The sequence below is a fragment of the Streptomyces sp. NPDC007971 genome (genome assembly GCF_042958635.1).
GTDB lineage: Bacteria > Actinomycetota > Actinomycetes > Streptomycetales > Streptomycetaceae > Streptomyces.
In genome coordinates this window covers 498992-520052 of sequence record NZ_JBIBJK010000002.1, presented here as the reverse complement: position 1 = coordinate 520052, position 21061 = coordinate 498992, and the positions used below count along the sequence as shown (strand labels likewise).

Here is a 21061-nt window from a genome sequence, read left to right as displayed (position 1 = left end):
AGTAGCGCACTAGATTAACCTTGTGCAACCATTACTGCATGAGCGAGATCACGATCAGCGCAGCCCGGGCCCAGCTCGGCGACCTGGTCCGCCGGGCCGCCCACAGCCGCGAGACCATCGCCCTCACGGACCACGGCCACGTGGCCGCGCTGCTCGTGTCCCCACAGGTGATAGAGGACCTCGAAGACGCCCTGGCCGTTGCCGACTACCGGCGGCGCAAGGCCGAGGGAGAGCTGGGCGAGGGCATCCCGCACGAAGAGGTGGGGCGCATGCTGGGGCTTCGCCCGTGACCTACCGCATCACCTGGGAACCGGAGGCCACGAACGCGGCCGTGCGGTTCCTGAAGGACGACCCGGGAGGGCTCGCCGCCGTCTACGAAGCCGTCGACGCGCTCGCCGAGCAGCCCCGCCCGCTCAACTCCACCGCCTACGGGCCGGACATCCGCCGCCTCCGCGTCGGCGACTACCGCGTCCTGTACGTCATCGACGACGCCGTCATCCGCGTCCTCGTCACCCATCTGGGCCGCACCCCCTGATCACTGCCCCGTACGGGCCACGGCGAACAGGCGCCGGAAGGGCAGGACCGTGCCGTGGGGTGCGCGCGGGTAGGCGTCGCGGAGCAGGTCCCGGTACTCGGTGACGAAGGCGTCGCGGGCCTCGGGGTCGTCGGCGAGGGCGGTCAGGGCGGGGCGCAGGCCGGTGCCCTTGACCCAGTCGAGGACCGGGTCCTCGCCGGTGAGGACGTGGAAGTAGGTCGTCTGCCAGACGTCCGTGGCGCAGCCGAGGCGGGCGAGGCGGTCCAGGTAGGTGCCGGGGGTGTGGACGGAGTCCGTGCGGCGCAGGACGTCGGCGAGGCGGGTCTTCCAGCGGGGTGTGGCGGCGAGGTCGCGCATCAGGGCGTGCAGCGGGGCGTCGGTGTTGTCGGGGACCTGGAGGGCGAGGGTGCCGCCGGGTTTCAGGGCGGCGGTCCAGTCGGCGAAGCGGTCGAGGTGTCCCGGTACCCACTGGAGGGTGGCGTTGGAGACGATCAGGTCGCAGGGCTCCTCGGGCGTCCAGGTGCGGGCGTCGGCAGGGGCGAAGTCGAGGCGGCCGCCGCCGGCGGTGGTGCCCTCGTGGTCGACGTGGGCCTGGTCGAGCATCTCGGGCGAGTTGTCGTAGCCGGTGATGTGCGCGGTGGGCCAGCGGTCGGCGAGCAGGGCGGTGACGTTGCCGGGGCCGCAGCCGAGGTCGGCGATACGGGGTCGCTCGTTAGGGAGGGCGGGGATGCGGGCGAGCAGGTCGGTGAAGGGGCGGGCGCGGTGGCCGGCGTGGCGGAGGTACTGGGCGGGGTCCCAGGTGGGCGTCGTCATGTGCTCCACTGTCCGCCCCGCATATCTTGATGTCAAGAGACTTGAGATCAAGAGACTTCATGTCGACACAACCACTACACTGATCTCCATGGAGGACGAGGTCGATCGGCTGGTCGCAGCGTGGCGCCGGGAGCGTCCGGACCTCGATGTGGAGCCGCTGGAGGTGCTCAGCCGGGTGAGCAGGCTGGCCCGGCACCTGGACCGCGCACGCCGGCTCGCCTTTTCCGAGCACCAGCTGGAGCCCTGGGAGTTCGACGTGCTGACCGCGCTCAGGCGCGCGGGCACGCCGTACCAGCTCTCCCCCGGGCAGCTGCTGACGCAGACCCTGGTCACCTCGGGCACGATGACCAATCGGATCGACCGGCTCGCGAAGAAGGGCCTGGTCGAGCGGCTGCCCGACCCGAGCGACCGGCGCGGCGTGCTGGTCCGGCTCACCGACACGGGCCGCGACCGTGCGGACCAGGCGCTGGCGGGCCTGCTGGAGCAGGAGCGGGCGATCCTCGCCGAGCTGTCGCGCACCCAGCGCGCCGAACTGGCCGGGCTGCTACGCCAGTTGACCGCCCCGTTCGACAACATCCCCGGTTAGGGACCTGCCGGGCGGCTCCTGCCGAAGACGCGGTGGGCGGATCAGGCGCTGTTCGTCTCCTCCGGCACGACCCGCCCGGCAGGCCCCAGATCGACCGGTCCCACGCCCGCCCGCCGCGCGAGCGCCACGGCGGCCAGCGTCGAGTGGACGCCCAGCTTGCCGAGGACGTTCTGCATATGGGTGCGCACGGTGTGCGGGGAGAGGAACAGCCGTTCGGCGACGGCCTTGCGGCCGAGGCCCGCGACCATGCAGCGCAGCACCTCCCGCTCGCGCGGGGTCAGCGACTCCACCAGCCGCTCGCTCTCGGTGCGGTGCTTGCGCGCCGCCGTCAGCTCCTTGAGGACGCCGGTGAGCAGCGCGGGCGGCAGATGGGTCTCGTCGCGCAGCACCCCGCGTATCACCGCCAGCAGCCGGGACAGCGAGCAGTCCTTGGCGACCCAGCCGGAGGCGCCGGCCTGCAGCGCGAGAGCCGCGCGCCGTGGGTCGTCCTTCTCGGCGAGGACCACGGTGCGTACCGCCGGCTGCGCCGAGCGGACGCCCGCGACCAGCGAGATGCCGTCGACCAGGCCGTCCTCGTCGCCGTCCTGCACGGACACGGCCGGGCGTATGCCGGTCAGGTTGGCGCCCAGGTCGGCGTCGACCAGAAGGACGTCGTAACGGCGGCCCTCGGTGGCCGCGCGCTCCAGGCAGCGCAGCGCGGCCGGGCCGCTGCCCGCGGCGGAGACGTCGACGTCGGGCTCGGCCGCCAGGGCGGCCGCGAGCGACTCGGCGAAGATGCGGTGGTCGTCGACGACCAGGACTCGGATACGAACCACGAAACCCCCATTCCCCGGGCTCCGCACGGAGCAGGGGATAGCCAAGGTCCGGAGAACGGCGACTCGCGCGGGCACGACACCTGCGGAAGGAATGCCGACCGGACGGCCGCCGCCGCCTCGGAAAGTGCTACCCCCACCACAGGCGCCGTACCCGCCTGTCTCGCCCCCTGATCAGCACCGGCCCCCACCGGTGCTGTTCATCAGAGTACGGACGGGAGCAGTGAGCGGAAGTCGATTTGCAGAACTGGCCGTCCGGCACGTTTATGGTGTGCCGCATGTTTCGTATTGAGGCAGAAGTCGACAAAGGGCGACGCGATCTGCTCCGCGGCCGGCTGCGGGACACCAACACGGCCGCGTCGCCGGTGCTGGCGGCCCTGCGCGGCACACCCGGCGAACGCGAAGTGCCCCTGCACGTCTGGGCCATGGACGGCTCCGGCGACCTGGCCGGCGGCCTGGTCGGGCACACCTGGACGACCTGGCTGCACATCACCTATCTGTGGGTCGACGCCCGTCACCGTGGCGCGGGCCTCGGCTCCCGCCTCCTCGCCGAGGCGGAGCGCGTCGCCCGTGCCGACCGCGGCTGCGTCTCGGCACGCCTGGAGACCTGGGACTTCCAGGCGCCGGAGTTCTACCGGAGGCAGGGCTACGACGTGGTGTGCGTGATCCCCGACTACCCGCCGGGGATCACGGAGTTCACGCTGACGAAGCGGCTGGGCTGACGGGCAGGTTCAGCCGGCCCGCCGTGCCCCCGCCGAAGGCACCGCCTCGAACACCCGCGGGGCCGTGAAGCCGGCCGCGGCGAAGGACTCCTCGACCGCCTTGGTGAGCGTGTCGACGTCGGTGGCCTCCGAAAGGACGATCGCCGAGCCGCCGAAGCCGCCGCCGGTCATCCGTGCGCCGAGCGCGCCGTTCGCCAGCGCGGTGTCCACGACCAGGTCCAGCTCCGGGCAGGAGATGCGGAAGTCGTCGCGCAGGGAGGCGTGGCCCTCGGTGAGGACCGGGCCGATGGCCCGGGTCTCCCCGGCGCGCAGGAGGTCCACGACCCGCTCCGCCCGCTGGTCCTCGGTGACGACGTGCCGCACCAGGCGGACGACCTCCTCCTCGTCGCCGAGGCGGGCAAGGGCCGCGTCCAGGTCGGCGTAGGCGATGTCGCGCAGGGCGTCGACGCCGAGCAGGGCGGCGCCCTTCTCGCAGCCGGCCCGGCGCTTGCCGTACTCGCCGCCGCTGTGGGCGTGCTTGACCTGTGTGTCGACCACCAGCAGGCGCAGTCCCTCGGCCGCCAGGTCGAAGGGGATCTGCTGCTGGGACAGGTCGCGGGTGTCGAGGAAGAGCGCGTGCCCCTCCTCGCAGCAGGCCGAGGCCGTCTGGTCCATGATCCCGGTGGGCGCGCCGACGTAGACGTTCTCGGCGCGCTGGCACAGGCGGGCCAGTTGCCAGCGCTGCAGGCCGAGGTCGTACAGGTCGTTCAGCGCGAGGGCGATCACGACCTCCAGGGCCGCGGAGGAGGACAGGCCCGCACCGGTGGGGACCGTGGAGGCGAGGTGGACGTCGGCGCCGGTGACCGGGTGCCCGGCCTCGCGCAGGGCCCAGACCACGCCGGCCGGGTACGCCGTCCAGTTCTCGTCGCTCTGCGGGGCGAGAGCGTCCAGGGGCAGTTCCACGACCGGGCCCTCGACGTCCGCCGAGTGCAGGCGCAGGATGCCGTCGGTGCGGCGGGAGACGGCCGCCGTCGCGCGGTGCGGCAGCGCGAAGGGCATCACGAAGCCGTCGTTGTAGTCGGTGTGCTCGCCGATCAGGTTGACCCGGCCCGGCGCCGCCCACACTCCCTCCGGCCCGGCCCCGTACAGCTCGGCGAAGCGCTCCCGGACCTGCTCTGCCCTCACTAGTGCTCCTTTGCGATGCGCCGCGTGAACTCCCACGCGTCCGCGACGATCCCCGCGAGGTCCGCGCGGGACGGGTTCCAGCCCAGCTTCTCGCGGGCCGTGTCCGCCGAGGCGACCAGCACCGCCGGGTCGCCGCCGCGGCGCGGGGCGACGACCTCGGGGATCGGGTGCCCGGTGACCTTGCGGACGGTCTCGACGACCTCGCGGACGGAGAAGCCGCTGCCGTTGCCGAGGTTGCAGATCAGGTGCTCGCCGGGCTGTGCGGCCGTCAGGGCCAGCAGGTGGGCCTCGGCCAGGTCGGCGACGTGGATGTAGTCGCGGACGCAGGTGCCGTCCGGGGTCGGGTAGTCGTCGCCGTAGACGGAGATCGCGTCGCGGCGGCCCTGGGCGACCTGGAGGACGAGCGGGATGAGGTGCGACTCGGGGTCGTGGCGCTCGCCGTAGGCCCCGTACGCGCCGGCCACGTTGAAGTAGCGCAGGGACACCGCGGCCAGGCCGTGGGCGTTCGCCTCGCTGGTGATCATGTGGTCGACGGCGAGCTTGCTGGCGCCGTAGGGGTTGGTGGGCCTGGTCGGGGCGCTCTCCACGATCGGGACCTGCTCCGGCTCGCCGTAGGTGGCCGCGGTGGAGGAGAAGACCAGCGTGCGCACGCCCGCCTCGCGCATCGCGCCGAGCAGGGCCATGGTGCCGGCCACGTTGTTGTCCCAGTACTTCTCCGGCTTCACCACCGACTCGCCGACCTGCGAGGACGCGGCGAAGTGCAGCACGCCGTCGTAGGAGGGGTCGAGCCACTTCGCGGCGTCGCGGATGTCGCCCTCGACGAAGGCGGCACCGGCGGGCACGCCCGATCGAAAGCCGGTGGAGAGGTTGTCGAGGACGGTGACCTCGTGGCCGGCCTCCAGCAGATGCTGTGCCACGACACTGCCGACGTAACCCGCGCCACCCGTCACCAGGTACTTCATGAACTCGCTACCTCTCGCAGTCGCTCGGCCGCGCGCTCCGGCGGCACGTCGTTGATGAACACACTCATGCCGGACTCGGAACCCGCGAGAAACTTCAGCTTGCCAACAGTGCGGCGGATGGTGAAGAGCTCGAGGTGGAGCGCGAAGTCGTCCCGTGTCACACCGTCGAACCCCGTCAGCGCGCCGAACGGGGCCTGGTGCCAGGCCGCGATGTACGGCGTCGGCGGCTCGTCCACCGGGTCCTCCCCTCCGTCCCCTCCGTCGAAGATCCGGTCGAAGCGCCTCAAGAGTTCCAGATAGACCTGGGGGAATTCTGTGCGTGCCGCCTCGTCGAGCGCGAGCAGATCGGGCACGCGGCGCTTCGGGTACAGGTGGACCTCGTAGGGCCAGTGCGCCGCGTAGGGCACGAAGGCCGCCCAGTGTTCACCCTCAAGGACGACCCGCTGCCCGGCGAGTTCCCGCTCCAGGAGGGCGTCGAACAGGTTCTGTCCGCCGCTCGCCTCCCGGTGGTCGGCGAGCGAGCGGAGCATCAGCGCGGTGCGGGGCGTGGTGAAGGGGTAGGCGTAGATCTGACCGTGCGGGTGACCGAGCGTTACGCCGATCTCCTCACCCCGGTTCTCGAAACAGAACACCTGCTCGACGGAGGGCAGGTGCGACAGCTCCGAGGTGCGGTCCGTCCAGGCGTCCAGCACCAGGCGTGCCTGCTCGGCGGTGAGGTCGGCGAAGGAGGCGTCGTGGTCGGAGGTGAAGCAGACCACCTCGCAGCGCCCGGAGTCGCCGGCGAGCGAGGGGAAGCGGTTCTCGAAGACGACGACGTCGTAGGAGGAGTCCGGGATCTCGCTGAGCCGCTCGCCCCGGGTCGGGCACAGCGGGCACTCGTCGGCCGGCGGGTGGTAGGTGCGGCCCTGCCGGTGGGAGGCGATCGCGACCGAGTCGCCGAGCAGCACGTCACGGCGGATCTCGGAGGTGGTGACCGTTCGGTCCAGCGGGCGGCGGTCGACCGCGTCCCGCACGGTGTCGTCGCGGAGGTCGTAGTAGATCAGCTCACGACCGTCGGCGAGCCGGGTCGAGGTCTTCTTCACAGCAACTCGCCTTTCGTCTGTGCCGAGGGTCACGGAGAGCGGCCGAGAGGTGTCCGCACCCAATCACTCAACACAATCAAACATAACAGACCACAACCCGACAACACCTAGGACCATCACAATCAAACAAAGAACATCAACAGAAGTGTTCAATTACTGAACACAGAGGCGTAGGTTCCGCTCTGGATCAGTTCGCGCAACGAAGCGAGTTCTCATGCAAACCCCCACACAAGCCCCCCTCCAACTGGCGGCGGAGCTACGGCTCCCCACCAACTGGCTGGACTACACGATCCTGGCGATCTACTTCGTCGTCGTCCTCGGCATCGGCTTCGCGGCCCGCCGCTCGGTGAAGACCAGCCTCGACTTCTTCCTGTCGGGACGCTCGCTGCCCGCCTGGATCACCGGCCTCGCCTTCATCTCCGCGAACCTGGCAGCCACCGAGATCCTGGGCATGGCCGCGAACAGCGCCCAGTACGGCGCCTACACCGTGCACTGGTACTGGATCGGCGCCATCCCTGCCATGGTCTTCCTGGGCCTGGTGATGATGCCCTTCTACTACGGCAGCAAGGTCCGCTCGGTCCCCGAGTTCCTGCTGCTGCGCTTCGACCGGGGCGCCCACCTGCTCAGTTCGATCCTGTTCGCCTTCGCCGCCATCCTGATCGCCGGCGTCAACCTCTACGCCCTCGCGATCGTCGTCGAAGCCCTGCTCGGCTGGCCGCAGTGGGTGGCCATCGTGGTCGCCGGCGCCTTCGTGCTGGCGTACATCACGCTCGGCGGCCTGTCCTCCGCGATCTACAACGAGGTGCTGCAGTTCTTCGTGATCCTGGCCGCCCTCATCCCGATCACCATCCTCGGCCTGAAGAAGGTCGGCGGCTGGGGCGGGCTGACCGACAAGCTCACCGCCACCCACGGGCAGCACTTCACCACCGCCTGGGGCGGCACCGGCATCGGCAGCGCCAACCCGCTCGGCGCCAACTGGCTGACCATCGTCCTCGGCCTCGGCTTCGTCCTCTCCTTCGGCTACTGGACGACCAACTTCGCCGAGGTGCAGCGCGCCCTGTCCGCGAAGAACCTCTCCGCCTCCCAGCGCACCCCGCTGATCGCCGCCTACCCGAAGATCTTCATCGTCTTCCTGGTGATGATCCCCGGCCTGGTCGCCGCCGCGGTCGTCCCGAACTTCGGCACCTCCGGCTCCGGCTACCAGTACAACGACGCGATCCCGTACCTGATGCAGGAGCTGCTGCCCAACGGCGTGCTCGGCATCGCCGTCACCGGTCTGCTCGCCGCGTTCATGGCCGGCATGGCCGCCAACGTGTCCTCGTTCAACACGGTGTTCACCAACGACATCTGGGGCCGCTACGTCGTGCGCGGCCGCGAGGACGGGTACTACGTGCGCTTCGGCCGCCTCATCACCGCGATCGGCGTGGCCGCATCGGTCGGCACGGCGTTCCTCGCGTCCTCGTTCTCGAACATCATGAGCTACCTGCAGACGCTGTTCTCCTTCTTCAACGTGCCGATGTTCGTCGTCTTCATCGTCGGCATGTTCTGGAAGCGGGCGTCCGCCAAGTCCGGCTTCTGGGGCCTGCTCGCCGGCACGGTCACGGCGATGGTCAACTACTTCGTCCTCTACAAGAAGGGCATCATCTCGATCCCCACCGACCAGGGCGCCAACTTCGTCTCCGCGATCGCGGGCTTCGTCGCGGGCGCGGTCGTCATGTTCGCCGTGTCCCTGTTCACGAAGCCGAAGCCGGAGCAGGAACTTCAGGGTCTGGTCTACGGCACCCGCTCCCCCGGCATGTCCGAACCGCCCGCCCCCGGCGACGAGGCCTGGTACCGCAGGCCCGCCCTGCTGGGCTGGGGCGCGATCGTCCTGGCCGCCGCCTGCTACATCCCGTTCTCGTTCTGACCGCGGGAGGATGAGGAAACCATGACCGAAAACCCCGACCGCCCCCACGAGCACTTCCACTACTCGGAGGCGGACGTCCAGCGGGAGGTCTCCGACCTGGAGACCAAGTCCGCGACGGCGGCCCGCATCTTCGACCTGCGCCGCATCATCGGCGGACTGTTCGTGCTCTACGGCGTCATCGTCACGATCACCGGCATCACCGACTCCCAGGCCGCCATCGACAAGGCCGAGGGCGTCAACATCAACCTGTGGACCGGCATCGGCATGCTGCTGCTGGGCATCTTCTTCCTGGCCTGGCTCAAGCTGCGGCCCACACCGCCGCCGGTTCCTCAGGAGGGGCTGCCGGAGGAGAAGGAGTAACCCGGGGACCGGTCGCAGCACCGTGGTACTGCAGGCAGTCCCCGGTCGCGGGGCCGCCGTGGCCGATCGCGCCCACGCGGCGAAGCCGCACATCGATACGGCCCCGCGCCCTCAGGGGCGCAAAGTCGCCTACAGCTCCGGCCCCGACGAGTCCGGCAGCGGCCCCGCCCGGTCCAGCAGGCCCGTCCGCGCGGCCAGGGCCGCCGCCTCCAGCCGGGAGCCCACGCCGAGTTTCATCAGCACCCGCTGCACATGCGTACGCGCGGTGCTCGGCGCGATGCCCATGCCGGCCGCGATCAGCCGGGTGTCCTCGCCGTCGGCGACCCGGACCAGCACCTCCACCTCCCGCGGCGTCAGCATCTGCAAGAGCCGCTGCCCCTCGTCGTCGGGCTGGGCCGCCGGGTTGAGCAGCTCACCGAAGGCGCCCTGGAGCAGCTGAGGCGCCACCGCCGCCTCCCCCGCCCTGGCCTTCATGATGGCCCGCTCGACGCCCTCGATCCGCTCGTCGTGCCGTACGTACCCCGACGCACCGGAGGCGAAGGCGGCGGCGATGCCCCGCGGGGACGGCACCGGGCCCAGCACCAGCACCGCGACCTGCGGCCGCTCCCGCTTGATCTTCACCACCGGATCGAAGGTCCCCGGTTCGGCCGGGGCCGCCGTGCCCAGCAGGCACACCTCCGGCGCCCGCGCGATCACCAGATCCGCCGCGCCCGCGGCCGGCGCAGCCGCAGCCAGCACCCGGTGCCCGCGCAGCTTCAGCGCCGACGCCAGCGCCTCCGCGAGCAGCCGGTGGTCGTCGACGACCATGAGCCGCACTCCCATTAGAGCAACCCCCCAGTCCCCCCCATGGATGCCCCACTATGGACGCCCACGGGACCACAAGGACAGAGGGCCCCCCGGCACCCCGCCCTCCATATGCCCCCGGAAGCTACACGCTTGTTCGACGTCGCGCTGCCCCTACGCAGGAGAAGTGCCCCGGATCGATGAAATCCGGGGCACTCCCCTGGTAATCCCTCGTATGGGGCCCGGCGCCCGGAAGCGCCGGGAGGCGTACGGTCAGGCGCCCGCGCCGAAGGCGAGCAGCAGGTACTCCTTGCCGTAGGACGCCTTGTGCGCGAACACCGACGACATGTACAGCCGGCCGTCCCCGTACAGGAACTCCGCGTAGTCCGGCAGCATCGTGCTCTCCGCCTGCCGTGCGTCCTGCGCGGCCGGGTTCTCCAGCAGCTTGGTCGCCTTGAAGGAGCCTCCGTCGATGCTGACGACCTGGCCGCCCTTGTCGTACGGCGGGTGCTTGTAGGCGAGCAGGTTGCCGCCGTCCATGCGCAGCGGGTAGATCGTGTAGCCGTCGCCGGCGTCGGCCTTCTGGCCGGTCTCCTTGCCGGTGTTCAGGTCGAAGGCGATGATCTCGTTGGTCTTGCTGTACTGCCCGGTGCCGTCGTGCTCCACCGTCGGCACGTACAGCTTGCCGTTGCCGGCGACGATCTCCTTGCAGTCCTCGACACGGGTGATGCCGTCGCAGCGGCCGCCGTAGGTGTCGCCGGGCGCGGAGATGTGGCTGAGCAGCTTGCCGGTCTTGTTGTCGATGGAGAAGTAGTCCAAGCCGTCGTCACCGCCGCCGCTGTCTCCCACCCGGGCGGCCACCACCAGCGGGTCGGTGGAGACGACGGCGGCGTACTCGATGCCCGGGTCCATCTTGTACTCGGAGATCACCTTCCCGGAGACCGGGTCGATGTTCTGGATGTGCAGCTGGCGGTTGTCGTAGCTGCCGCACTTGCGCACCGCGACCAGCTTGGTGCCGCCGCCGTACCCGTCGTCGTAGCAGGTGTCGCCCGGCTTGGGCTGCCACAGCACCTTGCCGGAGTCGATGTCGAACGCCGCGCCGCCGTCGCTGCTGCCGACCGCGACCGTGTGCTGGGCGACCGTCACGTTGTCCAAAAATATCGGGGAGTCACCGTTCTTGACCGTCCTGGTCCACAGCCGGGCGCCCCGGTCGAGGTCGATGGCCGCGATCTGGCTGCATCCCGCGGTGCTGTTCTTCGCGGGCATCTTCGGCTGGAAGGCGATCGCCGTCTTGTTGTCGGCGGTGACGTGCTTGGTGGCCGCGCACACCGGGCCGGGCAGCTTGAGCGTCCACAGCTTGGTGCCCTTGGCGGGGTCGTAGCCGACGACCTCGGCGACGCCGCTCTTGGCGTACACCTTGTCGGTCAGCCAGGAGCCGGTGGTGACGACGGTGTCGCTCGTCGTCGGCATCGGGACCTGGAAGAGGACCTTGGCGGCGGGGTCCGAGGGCACCTTCTCCTTGCCGCCGGTCGTCCCGCCGGAGCCGTCCTTGCCGCCCGTGCCGCCGCCGGAGCTCGCGGTGTCGTGCTTCTTGTCGTCGCCGCCGGAGGACTTGGCGTACCAGACACCGCCGGCGACGATCAGGGCGATCACGACGAGCGCCGAGACGACGATGGCCACCGTGGCGTTGTTGCGGCCGCCGCCCGTCGGCGCGGGCTGCATCTGCATCGGCGCGGTGGGCGCGCCCGGGTGGCCGTACCCCGGCTGGCCGTACGGGCTGGTCGGCGCGCCGGGCTGGCCGTACGGGTTCTGCTGCGCGCCCGGATAGCCGTAGCCGGGCTGCGGCTGCTGCGGGGCCTGGGGGTAGCCGTAGGCGGGCTGCGGCGGCTGGGGGGCCTGCGGCGGGTGCCCGTAACCGGACTGGGGCTGCGGGTGCCCGTAGCCGGGCTGGGGCTGCTGGGGCGCCGGGGGCTGCTGGGGGTAGCCGTAGCCGGGCTGGGGGCCGCCCTTCTGCAGACCGGGCGGGGTCGGGGATGCCGGCGGGCCGGTGGGGGGCTGGGGTGCCGGTGGGCCGGTGGGGGCCGGCGGCATCGCCGGGGCCGTGGGCGGCTGGTCCTGGGGCGGGCCGAAACCACCCTGCTGCGGGGGCTGGTTGGGCGGCTGGTTCGGCGGCGGAGGGGGCGGCTGGGTCATGACGGAGGTACCTCGGTGAAACGCTCGGGGCCGGACGGCGGAAGGGGGACGGAGAACGGGCCGTGGCTCACTTGCCGAAGGCCATCATCAGCTTCTCCTTCGAGGAGTCGCTGCCGGTCAGCCGGGTGGAGGAGATGTAGAAGCGCCCGCCGGCCCAGTCGATGGCGCCCTGGAAGAAGCTGTTCTCGATCTCCGCGCTGCCCGAAGGGTTCTGCAGCAGCTTGGTCGTCCCGTGCGAGCCGCCGGTGACCGGGACGGACACGATCTGGCCGCCGGTGTCGTACGACGGCTGCACATAGGCGATGAGCTTGCCGCCCTCGGTCCTGATCGGGAACATCGACTCGTCCGCCGGCGACTTGACGCGCCACTTCGCCTTGCCGTTGGCGAGGCTGATGGCGACGATCTGGTTGGCGCCGGTCGTCGCGCTCGTGGGCAGGTAGAGCGTGTCGGCGTCGGCGGCGACGCCCTGGCAGCCCTGCAGGTCGCGCGCGAGGAACGACAGGTCGCAGCGCGGGGCGAACTTCTCGTCCACCTTGACCTCGGAGCGGAACTTGCCGGCCTTGGTGAAGGTGGAGATGTTCCAGGCCTTCTTGTCCTGGTTGGTCAGATAGACCACGAGCGGGTCGAGGGAGTACACCCGCGAGACCTGCCAGCCCTTCTTGACCGGCTGCGTCCACTTGACCTTGCCGGTGGCCGGGTCGAGTTCCTGGAGCTCGTCGTGCGCGTTGCTGCCGCCCGCGCCGCAGGAGGCCACCTGGACCAGCCGGCCGGAGCCGCCCGCGAACCCGGCCGGGAAGCAGGCCGAGCCGTACTTCTCCTTGTCGTACAGCTTGCGGCCGCTGTCGATGTCGTACGCCGTGCCCGACTCCGAGCGGCCCACCATCAGCGTCTTGCCGCTGACGGTCAGTTCGATGCTGATCGCGCTGTCGAACAGGCCGCCGTCGGCGACCTCGCCGCTCCAGCCCTTCTTGCCGGTGTCCAGGTCGATCTGCTGGAGCTGGTTGCACTTGGCACGGCTGCTGACGCCGTTCATGTACGCCACGACGATCTTGTCGTCGGCCGTCTTCTGCGGGGTGACCGCGCAGATCTTCTGCGGGAAGGCGATCGGGTCCCAGGCGGCGTTGCCGTTGCCCACGGTGTAGGCGAAGACCTGCTTGTACGCAGCCTTGACCGCCGTCGTACCGGTGATCCACATGCCGGGTGCGTCCGCGCCGGAACCCGGGGCGTCGGGTGCCGACTTGTACCAGAGCACCTTCGCCTCGCCGGGCTTGCGGCCGTCGTTGAGGTTCTCCGGGTCGGCACCGCCGTTGCCCTTGCCGTTGCCGGGGTCGGCAGGCTCGCCGGAGGAGGACTGCTTGCCGTCGTCGCTCTTCTCGGCGACCGGCTTCTTCTTGCCGCCACCGCCGTCGCTCGTGACCGCGTAGACGGTGCCGCCGATGACGAGGAGCGCGGCCGCCGCCGCGCCGATGATCAGCGCGGTCCGGCCCTTGGACGCCGGCGGGCCGGCGGGCGGGGTGCCGGGCGCGCCCGGGTACTGCGGCTGGCCCGGGTACTGCGGCTGCTGCGGGTGGCCGTAGCCGGGCTGCGCGGCGTACGGGCCGGCCTGCGGCGCGTACGGGCCGGGCTGCGCGGGCTGGCCGTACGGGCCCGGCTGGGCGTAGGGGCCGGGCTGGGACGGGTAACCGTAGCCGGGCTGGGGCTGCGGGGGCTGAGCCGGTGCCTGCGGCGGCTGGGCCGGCGGCGGAGGCGGCGACTGCGGGGCGCCGAATCCGCCGCCGTGCGGTGGCTGGTCCTGTGGTGCTCCGAAGCCACCCTGCGGCGGCTGGTTGGGCGGCTGAGTCATCAGCGCTCTTCCCCCTCGTTCACTGATTTTTAGCCACGCCCCGAGGTTCGCTCACGGACCCAAGGTCGTACTCAGACAGTTCTCAGACGGCTCTTTCTATCACCCGGCACCGACAGTGCACGGGCGCCAGGGTGCCGCTGTTCCCAAGGGAGGACCCGCCTGTGACGCCGCCGTTATGCGCCTTCACGCCCCCTTCACGCGGCGCACGCAACAGCATGGCCCGGCCGGTTCGCGCCCCCTATGCGTCCTCCGCCAGTTCCAGCCAGCGCAGCTCCAGTTCCTCACGCTCACCGGCCAGGTCCCGCAGCTGGCCGTCGAGTTCGGCGACCTTCCCGAAGTCCGTGGCGTTCTCGGCGATCTGGGCGTGCAGCCTGGACTCCTTCTCGGAGATCTTGTCCAACTGGCGCTCGATCTTCTGGAGTTCCTTCTTGGCGGCGCGCTGGTCGGCGGCGCTCTTCTCCGGCGAGGCGGCCCTGGGCGCAGCGGCGGCCGTCTGTGCGGCGACCGCCTCCTCCATCCGCTGCCGCCGCTCCAGGTACTCGTCGATGCCGCGCGGCAGCATGCGCAGGGCGCCGTCACCGAGGAGGGCGAACACCCGGTCCGTGGTGCGCTCCACGAAGAACCGGTCGTGGGAGATGACGATCATCGAGCCGGGCCAGCCGTCGAGGACGTCCTCCAGCTGGGTGAGGGTGTCGATGTCGAGGTCGTTGGTGGGCTCGTCGAGGAAGAGGACGTTCGGCTCGTCCATGAGCAGGCGCAGCAGCTGCAGGCGGCGGCGCTCGCCGCCCGAGAGGTCGCCGACCGGCGTCCACTGCTTCTCCTTGCTGAAGCCGAAGGTCTCGCACAGCTGACCGGCGGTCATCTCGCGCCCCTTGCCGAGGTCGACGCGCTCGCGGACCTGCTGCACGGCCTCCAGGACCCTGAGGGCGGGGTCGAGTTCGGCGACCTCCTGGGAGAGGTAGGCGAGCTTGACGGTCTTGCCGACGGCGACGCGCCCGCCGGCCGGCTGCGCCTCGCCCTCGGTGCGGGCCGCCTGCGCCATGGCCCGCAGCAGGGAGGTCTTGCCGGCGCCGTTGACGCCGACCAGGCCGATGCGGTCGCCGGGGCCGAGCTGCCAGGTGACGTGCTGGAGGAGCACCTTGGGGCCGGCCTGCACGGTGACGTTCTCCAGGTCGAAGACCGTCTTGCCGAGGCGGGTGGAGGCGAACTTCATCAGCTCGCTGGTGTCCCGGGGCGGGGGCACGTCCGCGATCAGCTCGTTGGCGGCCTCGACCCTGAAGCGCGGCTTGGAGGTGCGGGCGGGCGCCCCGCGCCGCAGCCAGGCCAGCTCCTTGCGGATCAGGTTCTGCCGCTTGGCCTCCTCGGTGGCGGCGATCCGCTCGCGCTCCGCGCGTGCGAAGACGTAGTCGGAGTAGCCGCCCTCGTACTCGAACACGTCGCCGCGCTGCACGTCCCACATGCGGGTGCAGACCTGGTCGAGGAACCAGCGGTCGTGGGTCACGCACACCAGCGCCGAGCGCCGGTTCTGCAGGTGCCGGGCGAGCCAGGCGATGCCCTCGACGTCGAGGTGGTTGGTGGGCTCGTCGAGGACGAGGAGATCCTGTTCCTCGATGAGCAGCTTGGCGAGCGCGATGCGGCGCCGCTCGCCGCCGGACAGCGGTCCGATGACGGTGTCCAGGCCCTTGGGGAAGCCCGGCAGGTCGAGCCCGCCGAACAGTCCGGTCAGCACGTCGCGGACCTTGGCGTTGCCCGCCCACTCGTGGTCGGCCATGTCGCCGATGACCTCGTGGCGGACGGTCGCGGCGGGGTCGAGGGAGTCGTGCTGGGTGAGCACGCCGAGGCGCAGCCCGCCGGAGTGGGTGACGCGTCCGGTGTCCGCCTCCTCCAGCTTGGCGAGCATCCGGATGAGGGTGGTCTTGCCGTCGCCGTTGCGACCCACCACGCCGATGCGGTCGCCCTCGGACACGCCGAGCGAGATGCCGTCCAGCAGGGCACGGGTGCCGTACACCTTGCTGACGTTCTCGACATTGACCAGGTTGACGGCCATTTCACTCCTGCCCCGGGGGATGGATCGACCCTCCAGGGTAGTCGGAGGTCAGCCCTCGCTCTTCTGCTCCTCCTGGCGCCGCCGGTAGTACCGGACGGCCAGCAGCGGCGGCTCCACCTCGCCGAGGTCCGCCTCCAGGGGGCCGATGCGTGCCTCGGCCTCCACACAGCGCGGGTCGTCGCGGTGGGCCAGACCGGCGACGGCGTGGATCCGGGTGAGCTGCCGCTCGTCGCGCGTGAGTTCCAGCAGCGCGTCCCCGATCTCCGGCTCGGGACCTCGGTGGTGTTCGAGCCAGTGGCACGTCCGGGCGCGCACGTCGGCGTCCGGGTCGCGCGCCAGGGTAAGAAGGACGGCCAGGCTCTGCGGGCTGAGCCGGTCCTCGTCGACGTCCAGCAGCTCCGGCGCCCAGGAACGGATCCGGGGATCCGGATGTGCGGCGCAGCGCAGGCCGACCCCCTTGGTCCCGAGGTCTTCGGCCCAGGTCAGCGCGTTGAGCAGGACATCGAGAACCTCCACGTCCCGCTCCCGTCCGGCCCAGGGGACCAGCTCCTTGGCCCGGTCCGGGAACGGCTGGTCCCCTCGCACCGGGTCACCGACGATCAGGGAGAGCAGCGCGTCGGCGGCGAAGAGACGGTTCAGCGGGTCGGGGTCGCGGCTCAGGTCCTCGGCCGCGGCCCAGGTCTCGTCGTCCAGCCGCCTGCCCAGCGCCAGCACCGTCTCCGACCACGTCTGGTGATCCCGGTCCGGATGGGCCCGGGCGCGCGCGAGGAGTTCACCGAAGGGCGTGCGCAGCCGGAGCTTCGCCTCCAGGGAGGTGAGGATCGCCAGGTGTCCGTCGTGCAGCGTCTGCCCGCCGAGCGTGAGCCTCTCGTACCAGCAGCCGGTCTCGTCCTCCAGCCTGGTGCGCTCGACGGGGCCCGGCAGGCCGGCCCTGCGCCGCAGCTCGGCTTCCGGATCGGTCCGTGCCCAGTGGCGGGCCCGGTCCAGCAGTTCCTCGCGGGCCGGGCCGGGACGCTGCGCCACCTCGGGGAACACGGCCCACATCAGCCACAGCGAGCCGCTCTCCACCGCCCGCAGCAACGGGGTGGTGCCGTCGGGCAGCCGCCGCAGCGCGTCGGCCCTGTACTCCACCAGAGCCTCGGCGACCGGCTCGTCGTACGCGGCGATCGCCGAGCAGAGCACGGGCAGGTCCGTGCTCTCGTCGAGCGTGTCCGGATCGGCCCCGGCGTCCAGCAGCTCCCGGACCTGCTCCGCGTCCCCGCTCCGTACGGCTGCGACGAGCCGTCCCCCGTCCCCCATGCGTGCCCCTTTTGCCGTCGGCCGCTCCCCCGCGGAACCGGCCGGGCGAGCCTAGAGGGATCCCTTCGGCGGGGGCAGCCGAATTACCGCCCGGTGAGGCACCCGGATGCCGCCCGGTGGGGCAGCCGGATTACCCACCCGGTGAGGCCGCCGGATTACCGCCCGGTGGGGAGGCCCGTCACCGTGGCGCCCGGTGCGGGCGCCGTCGCCGTGCGTACCGTGCGGCAGGTGCCGGAGGAGCCGAGGGCGTCGGCGATCTTCGCGGCCGACTCCGGGTCGCGGGCGAGGAAGGCCGTGGTGGGACCCGAGCCGGAGACGAGTGCGGCGAGGGCGCCGGCGCCGCGGCCCGCGTCCAGCGTGTCGGCCAGCTCCGGGAAGAGGGAGAGCGCGGCGGGCTGCAGGTCGTTGGAGACGGCGGCCGCGAGCGCGTCGACGTCCCCCTCGGCGAGCGCGTCGAGGAGGCTCTGCGAGGCGACCGGTCCGGGGATGTCACGTCCCTCGGCGAGGCGGTCGAACTCGCGGAAGACGGCCGGGGTCGACAGGCCGCGTCCGGCCATCGCGAACACCCAGTGGAAGGTGCCGCCGGTCTCCAGCGCGGTCAGCTGCTCGCCGCGCCCGATGCCGAGGGCCGCGCCGCCGACCAGGCTGAAGGGGACGTCGCTGCCCAGTTCGGCGCAGATGGCGAGGAGTTCGGCGCGGGAGGCGCCGGCGCTCCACAGCGCGTTGCAGGCGAGCAGCGCGCCCGCGCCGTCCGCGCTGCCGCCGGCCATGCCGCCGGCGACCGGGATGTCCTTGGCGATGTGGATGTGCACGGCCGGCTCGATGCCCCGGCGCGCGGCGAGGGCCACGGCAGCGCGTGCGGCGAGGTTGGTGCCGTCCAGCGGGACCTGGTCGGCGTCCGGCCCCTCGCAGGTGATGCGCAGCTCGTCCGCCGGGGTGACGGTGACCTCGTCGTACAGGCCGACGGCGAGGAAGACGTTGGCGAGGTCGTGGAAACCGTCGGGGCGGGCGGCGCCGACCGCGAGCTGGACGTTGACCTTCGCCGGCACCCGGACCGTCACGCTCACTTGCCCGCCTCCTTGTGCTCGGCGATGCGAGCGAACTCCTCCACCGTCAGGGACTCGCCGCGCGCCTGCGGCGAGACGCCGGCCGCGACCAGGGCCGCCTCGGCGGCCGCGGGGGACCCGGCCCAGCCGCTGAGAGCCGCCCGCAGGGTCTTGCGGCGCTGCGCGAACGCCGCGTCGACGACCGCGAAGACCTCCTTCTTGGAGGCCGTGGTCCTGATCGGCTCGGTCCGCCGGACCAGCGAGACCAGCCCGCTGTCGACGTTCGGCGCGGGCCAGAAGACGTTGCGCCCGATGGCGCCGGCGCGCTTCACCTCGGCGTACCAGTTGGCCTTCACGGACGGCACGCCGTACACCTTGTTGCCGGGCGCGGCGGCGAGCCGGTCGGCGACCTCGGACTGGACCATCACGAGGGTGCGCTCGATGCCCGGGAAGGTGTCGAGCATGTGCAGCAGCACCGGTACGGCCACGTTGTAGGGCAGGTTGGCCACCAGGGCCGTCGGTGCGGGGCCGGGCAGCTCCGTCACGTGCATGGCGTCGGAGTGCACCAGCGCGAACCGGTCGGCGCGCTCCGGCATGCGGGCGGCGACGGTGGCGGGCAGCGCGGCGGCCAGCACGTCGTCGATCTCGACGGCGGTGACCCGGTCGGCGACCTCCAGCAGCGCGAGGGTGAGGGAGCCGAGTCCCGGGCCGACCTCGACGACCACGTCCTCGGGGCGGACCTCCGCGGTGCGGACGATACGGCGGACCGTGTTCGCGTCGATCACGAAGTTCTGGCCGCGCTGTTTGGTGGGACGGACACCGAGCGCTGCCGCGAGTTCACGGATGTCGGCCGGTCCGAGAAGGGCGTCGGGGGTGGGGCTGCTCACGGGACAAGGGTACGGGGGTGTGGATGCCGGGGCGGCCAGGGTGCCCGGGGGCCGCTCGCGGGGGCCCGCACGGCCGCCCTCGGCCGGGCGGCCCCGAACCCGAAGGGGCGCGGGGCCGTGACGGCATGCGGCTCCGCCGCGTGGGCGCGACCAACCCCCCACGCACCCGCAGCCGGGCCACGCCCCCGGTTGCCCCGGCTGGACGGCCTCGGGCTCCCCGCTCACCCGTGCAGTCGCGCCCCGCAGGCCGGCCAGGGGCTCGTGCCGCGCCGCACGTACAGCTTCTTCGCGCGGAAGGTCTGCTCCTCCGAGGTCGCGTCCTGCGGCCGTCCGCTGCCACCGAGGCTGTGCCAGGTGCTCGCGTCGAACTGGTAGAGCCCGCCGTAGGTCCCCGAGGGGTCGACGGCGCCCGGGCGGCCGCCGGACTCGCAGGCGGCGAGGCCGTGCCAGTTGAGGTGGTCGGCGCCCTTCACGGACTTCGGCCGGGGCTTGGTGCCCACCTTGACCACCTGCTTGGCCGGCTTGCGCACCACCTCGGAGTTCTCCTGGCGCGGCTTCTCCTGGACACCGTTGACAGTGCGCAGGAGGTAGGTGATGCGCCGCAGTCCGGGCCGGCCGAGCCGTTCGATCACCTCGGTGCCCTTGAAGAGGGTGGGGTCCTCGGTCCGCTCCACCCCGAACGGGATCAGCTGCTCGCGCACCTCGGTGACGCCGGTCACCCGCAGCACGCTCACCGTCTGCCCGTCGCGCGGGAAGCTGGTGAGCGGTACGGAGGTGATGTCCTGCTCGTGCAGGGTGACGCCGGCCTCCTCGACGGCCTCGCGGACGCTGGCCGCGTTGGTGCGGATGGTGCGGGTGCGGCCGTCCGCCATGATCGTGACGGCGCGTTCGGTGCGTACGTCGAGCGTGAGCCCGGTGCGGCCGATGTTCCGGGAGGGCGAGGCCGACAGGTACGCGCCTTCCGCGCGGACCCCCAGCTCCTTGAGCGCACCGTCCACCGTGCGTGCCGTGGTCCACACCTCGCGCGGCTGGCCGTCCAGCGTGAGCCGTACGGGGCGCCCGTAGTGCACCGCGACCTGGTCGCCGCTGGCGAGCGCCGTGCCGGGGGCGGGCGCGATCCTGTCGTGCTCCCCGACGTGCACGCCCTCCGCGGCCAGCAGTTCCGACGCGTCGTCCGCGAAGGTGTGCAGGGTGCGCTGCCTGCCGTCGACGCTCAGCTCGATCGTCTTGTCCTCGGCGACGAAGGCGGTGGTGCCGCCGGCGAGGAACGCGACGACCAGCGCCTGCGGCAGCAGCCGGCGCACCGCGGACTCCGGGCGCTCGGCGGAGCGTGCCCGGCGCCGGCGCGCGACCCGCCGCCTCGCCCCGGCCCGGGCACGACGCCGGCGCGCCTCCTCACCCGCCGCACGCCCGTCGTCGGGGAACGCGCCGCCGCCCTCGTCCTCGTGGAACGGGCCCTCGTCCTCGTAGAACGGGTTCCCCTCGGCGAACGGGGTCCCCTCGGCGAGCAGGGTCCCCTCGGCGAACGGGGTCCCCTCGGCGAGCGGGCTCCCGCCGTCGTGGACGGGGCTCTCCTCGTCGACGAGCGTGCCCCCGTCGCCCTCGAAGGCGCTCCCGTGCTGTCGTGGCAGCACGGGTTCCCTCACCCGTGCGTACCCCGGGGTCCGCGTCGGCAGCTGGGCCGGCGCGGGCGGCTGCATCTCGTACGCGGGACGGTAGGTGTCGTCGTACATCACCCCGTAGGTCATGCCGTAGGCGACGCCGTGCGCCACTCCGTACGCGACCGTCTCCGCGTCGTGCAGACCGGGCCACCCACCGCCGTACGCACCGCCGTCGTACACACTGCCGGGCGCACCGTCGTACGCGCTGTCGTACGCACCGCCGTACGCACCGCCGGGCGCGCTGTCGTACGCACCGCCCGGTGCACCGTCGTACGCACCGCCCGGTGCGCTGTAGGGGCCGTATGCCTCGTACCGCTCGTACTGCGAGTTGCTCACGCCGACACACTCCCGGGGGCCAGA

At 71.8% G+C, this 21061-nt stretch carries 19 protein-coding genes; 6 read left to right on the top strand and 13 right to left on the bottom strand.

Translation table 11 applies throughout. The features are described 5' to 3' along the window. Window positions 1-38: 38 nt before the first annotated feature. The gene (locus tag ACFZCP_RS06190) at window positions 39-290 is read left to right on the top strand and encodes a type II toxin-antitoxin system Phd/YefM family antitoxin (protein WP_391424494.1); all 252 of its coding nucleotides are present in this window, start codon (window positions 39-41) and stop codon (window positions 288-290) included. Then, window positions 287-535, top strand: a complete 249-nt coding sequence (locus tag ACFZCP_RS06185) for a type II toxin-antitoxin system RelE/ParE family toxin (RefSeq protein WP_391424492.1) — start codon at window positions 287-289, stop codon at window positions 533-535. Before ACFZCP_RS06190 ends, ACFZCP_RS06185 begins: the two co-directional genes overlap by 4 nt. Here ACFZCP_RS06185 and ACFZCP_RS06180 read toward each other — a convergent pair whose 3' ends face one another. Next, window positions 536-1348 carry a trans-aconitate 2-methyltransferase gene (locus ACFZCP_RS06180; RefSeq protein ID WP_391424490.1) on the bottom strand — a complete coding sequence of 271 codons (813 nt, stop codon included), beginning with the start codon at window positions 1346-1348 and terminating at the stop codon, window positions 536-538. A gap of 88 nt (window positions 1349-1436) precedes the next feature. Between ACFZCP_RS06180 and tamR the strand changes: the two genes are divergently transcribed. Continuing rightward, window positions 1437-1934, top strand: a complete 498-nt coding sequence (gene tamR / locus ACFZCP_RS06175) for a MarR family transcriptional regulator TamR (protein WP_362680698.1) — start codon at window positions 1437-1439, stop codon at window positions 1932-1934. A gap of 41 nt (window positions 1935-1975) precedes the next feature. On the opposite strand, the gene ACFZCP_RS06170 is transcribed toward tamR, so the two are convergent. Beyond that, a complete protein-coding gene (locus ACFZCP_RS06170; RefSeq protein WP_391424487.1) occupies window positions 1976-2749 on the bottom strand; it encodes a LuxR C-terminal-related transcriptional regulator in 774 nt (257 codons plus the stop codon). Window positions 2750-3012: 263 nt separating this feature from the next. On the opposite strand from ACFZCP_RS06170, the gene ACFZCP_RS06165 reads away from it, so the two are divergent. Beyond that, complete coding sequence (locus ACFZCP_RS06165; RefSeq protein ID WP_362681957.1) at window positions 3013-3468, top strand: N-acetyltransferase; 456 nt, start codon at window positions 3013-3015, stop codon at window positions 3466-3468. A gap of 9 nt (window positions 3469-3477) precedes the next feature. Here the strand turns inward: ACFZCP_RS06165 and galK are convergent, their stop codons facing one another. From galK to galT, 3 genes are read right to left on the bottom strand one after another with little or no spacing between them, the layout of a single operon-like run. Further along, complete coding sequence (gene galK, locus ACFZCP_RS06160; protein WP_391424484.1) at window positions 3478-4632, bottom strand: galactokinase; 1155 nt, start codon at window positions 4630-4632, stop codon at window positions 3478-3480. Beyond that, window positions 4632-5594, bottom strand: a complete 963-nt coding sequence (gene galE, locus ACFZCP_RS06155) for a UDP-glucose 4-epimerase GalE (protein WP_362680707.1) — start codon at window positions 5592-5594, stop codon at window positions 4632-4634. The genes galK and galE overlap by 1 nt, the downstream gene beginning before the upstream one ends. Further along, window positions 5591-6676 (bottom strand): galactose-1-phosphate uridylyltransferase, encoded by a 1086-nt coding sequence (galT, locus tag ACFZCP_RS06150; protein ID WP_391424481.1) that lies wholly within the window; start codon window positions 6674-6676, stop codon window positions 5591-5593. Before galT ends, galE begins: the two co-directional genes overlap by 4 nt. Before the next feature lie 214 nt (window positions 6677-6890). Between galT and ACFZCP_RS06145 the strand changes: the two genes are divergently transcribed. Both ACFZCP_RS06145 and ACFZCP_RS06140 read left to right on the top strand, forming a co-directional pair. Beyond that, on the top strand, window positions 6891-8582 hold the full coding sequence (locus tag ACFZCP_RS06145; RefSeq protein ID WP_391424479.1) for a sodium/solute symporter: 1692 nt from the start codon (window positions 6891-6893) through the stop codon (window positions 8580-8582). 21 nt (window positions 8583-8603) lie between these two features. After that, window positions 8604-8942, top strand: coding sequence for a hypothetical protein (locus ACFZCP_RS06140; protein WP_362680716.1), 339 nt, complete (start codon window positions 8604-8606; stop codon window positions 8940-8942). Window positions 8943-9071: 129 nt separating this feature from the next. Here the strand turns inward: ACFZCP_RS06140 and ACFZCP_RS06135 are convergent, their stop codons facing one another. The 8 genes from ACFZCP_RS06135 to ACFZCP_RS06100 form a co-directional block, all read right to left on the bottom strand. Continuing rightward, window positions 9072-9764: a LuxR C-terminal-related transcriptional regulator gene (locus ACFZCP_RS06135; RefSeq protein WP_362680719.1), complete on the bottom strand. Its 693-nt coding sequence runs from the start codon at window positions 9762-9764 to the stop codon at window positions 9072-9074. 234 nt (window positions 9765-9998) lie between these two features. Next, window positions 9999-11918 (bottom strand): PQQ-binding-like beta-propeller repeat protein, encoded by a 1920-nt coding sequence (locus tag ACFZCP_RS06130; protein ID WP_391424476.1) that lies wholly within the window; start codon window positions 11916-11918, stop codon window positions 9999-10001. A gap of 67 nt (window positions 11919-11985) precedes the next feature. Next, window positions 11986-13761 carry a PQQ-binding-like beta-propeller repeat protein gene (locus ACFZCP_RS06125; RefSeq protein ID WP_391424474.1) on the bottom strand — a complete coding sequence of 592 codons (1776 nt, stop codon included), beginning with the start codon at window positions 13759-13761 and terminating at the stop codon, window positions 11986-11988. 238 nt (window positions 13762-13999) lie between these two features. After that, window positions 14000-15808 (bottom strand): ATP-binding cassette domain-containing protein, encoded by a 1809-nt coding sequence (locus tag ACFZCP_RS06120; RefSeq protein WP_391424471.1) that lies wholly within the window; start codon window positions 15806-15808, stop codon window positions 14000-14002. 48 nt (window positions 15809-15856) lie between these two features. Further along, window positions 15857-17107, bottom strand: a complete 1251-nt coding sequence (locus tag ACFZCP_RS06115; RefSeq protein WP_391424469.1) for an ankyrin repeat domain-containing protein — start codon at window positions 17105-17107, stop codon at window positions 15857-15859. Between the two features lie 155 nt (window positions 17108-17262). Continuing rightward, window positions 17263-18174, bottom strand: a complete 912-nt coding sequence (locus tag ACFZCP_RS06110; RefSeq protein ID WP_391424466.1) for a 4-(cytidine 5'-diphospho)-2-C-methyl-D-erythritol kinase — start codon at window positions 18172-18174, stop codon at window positions 17263-17265. Beyond that, the gene (gene rsmA, locus ACFZCP_RS06105) at window positions 18171-19040 is read right to left on the bottom strand and encodes a 16S rRNA (adenine(1518)-N(6)/adenine(1519)-N(6))-dimethyltransferase RsmA (protein WP_362680738.1); all 870 of its coding nucleotides are present in this window, start codon (window positions 19038-19040) and stop codon (window positions 18171-18173) included. Before rsmA ends, ACFZCP_RS06110 begins: the two co-directional genes overlap by 4 nt. Window positions 19041-19261: 221 nt before the next feature. Further along, window positions 19262-20740: a ubiquitin-like domain-containing protein gene (locus ACFZCP_RS06100; RefSeq protein WP_391424723.1), complete on the bottom strand. Its 1479-nt coding sequence runs from the start codon at window positions 20738-20740 to the stop codon at window positions 19262-19264. Between the last annotated feature and the right edge of the window lie 321 nt (window positions 20741-21061).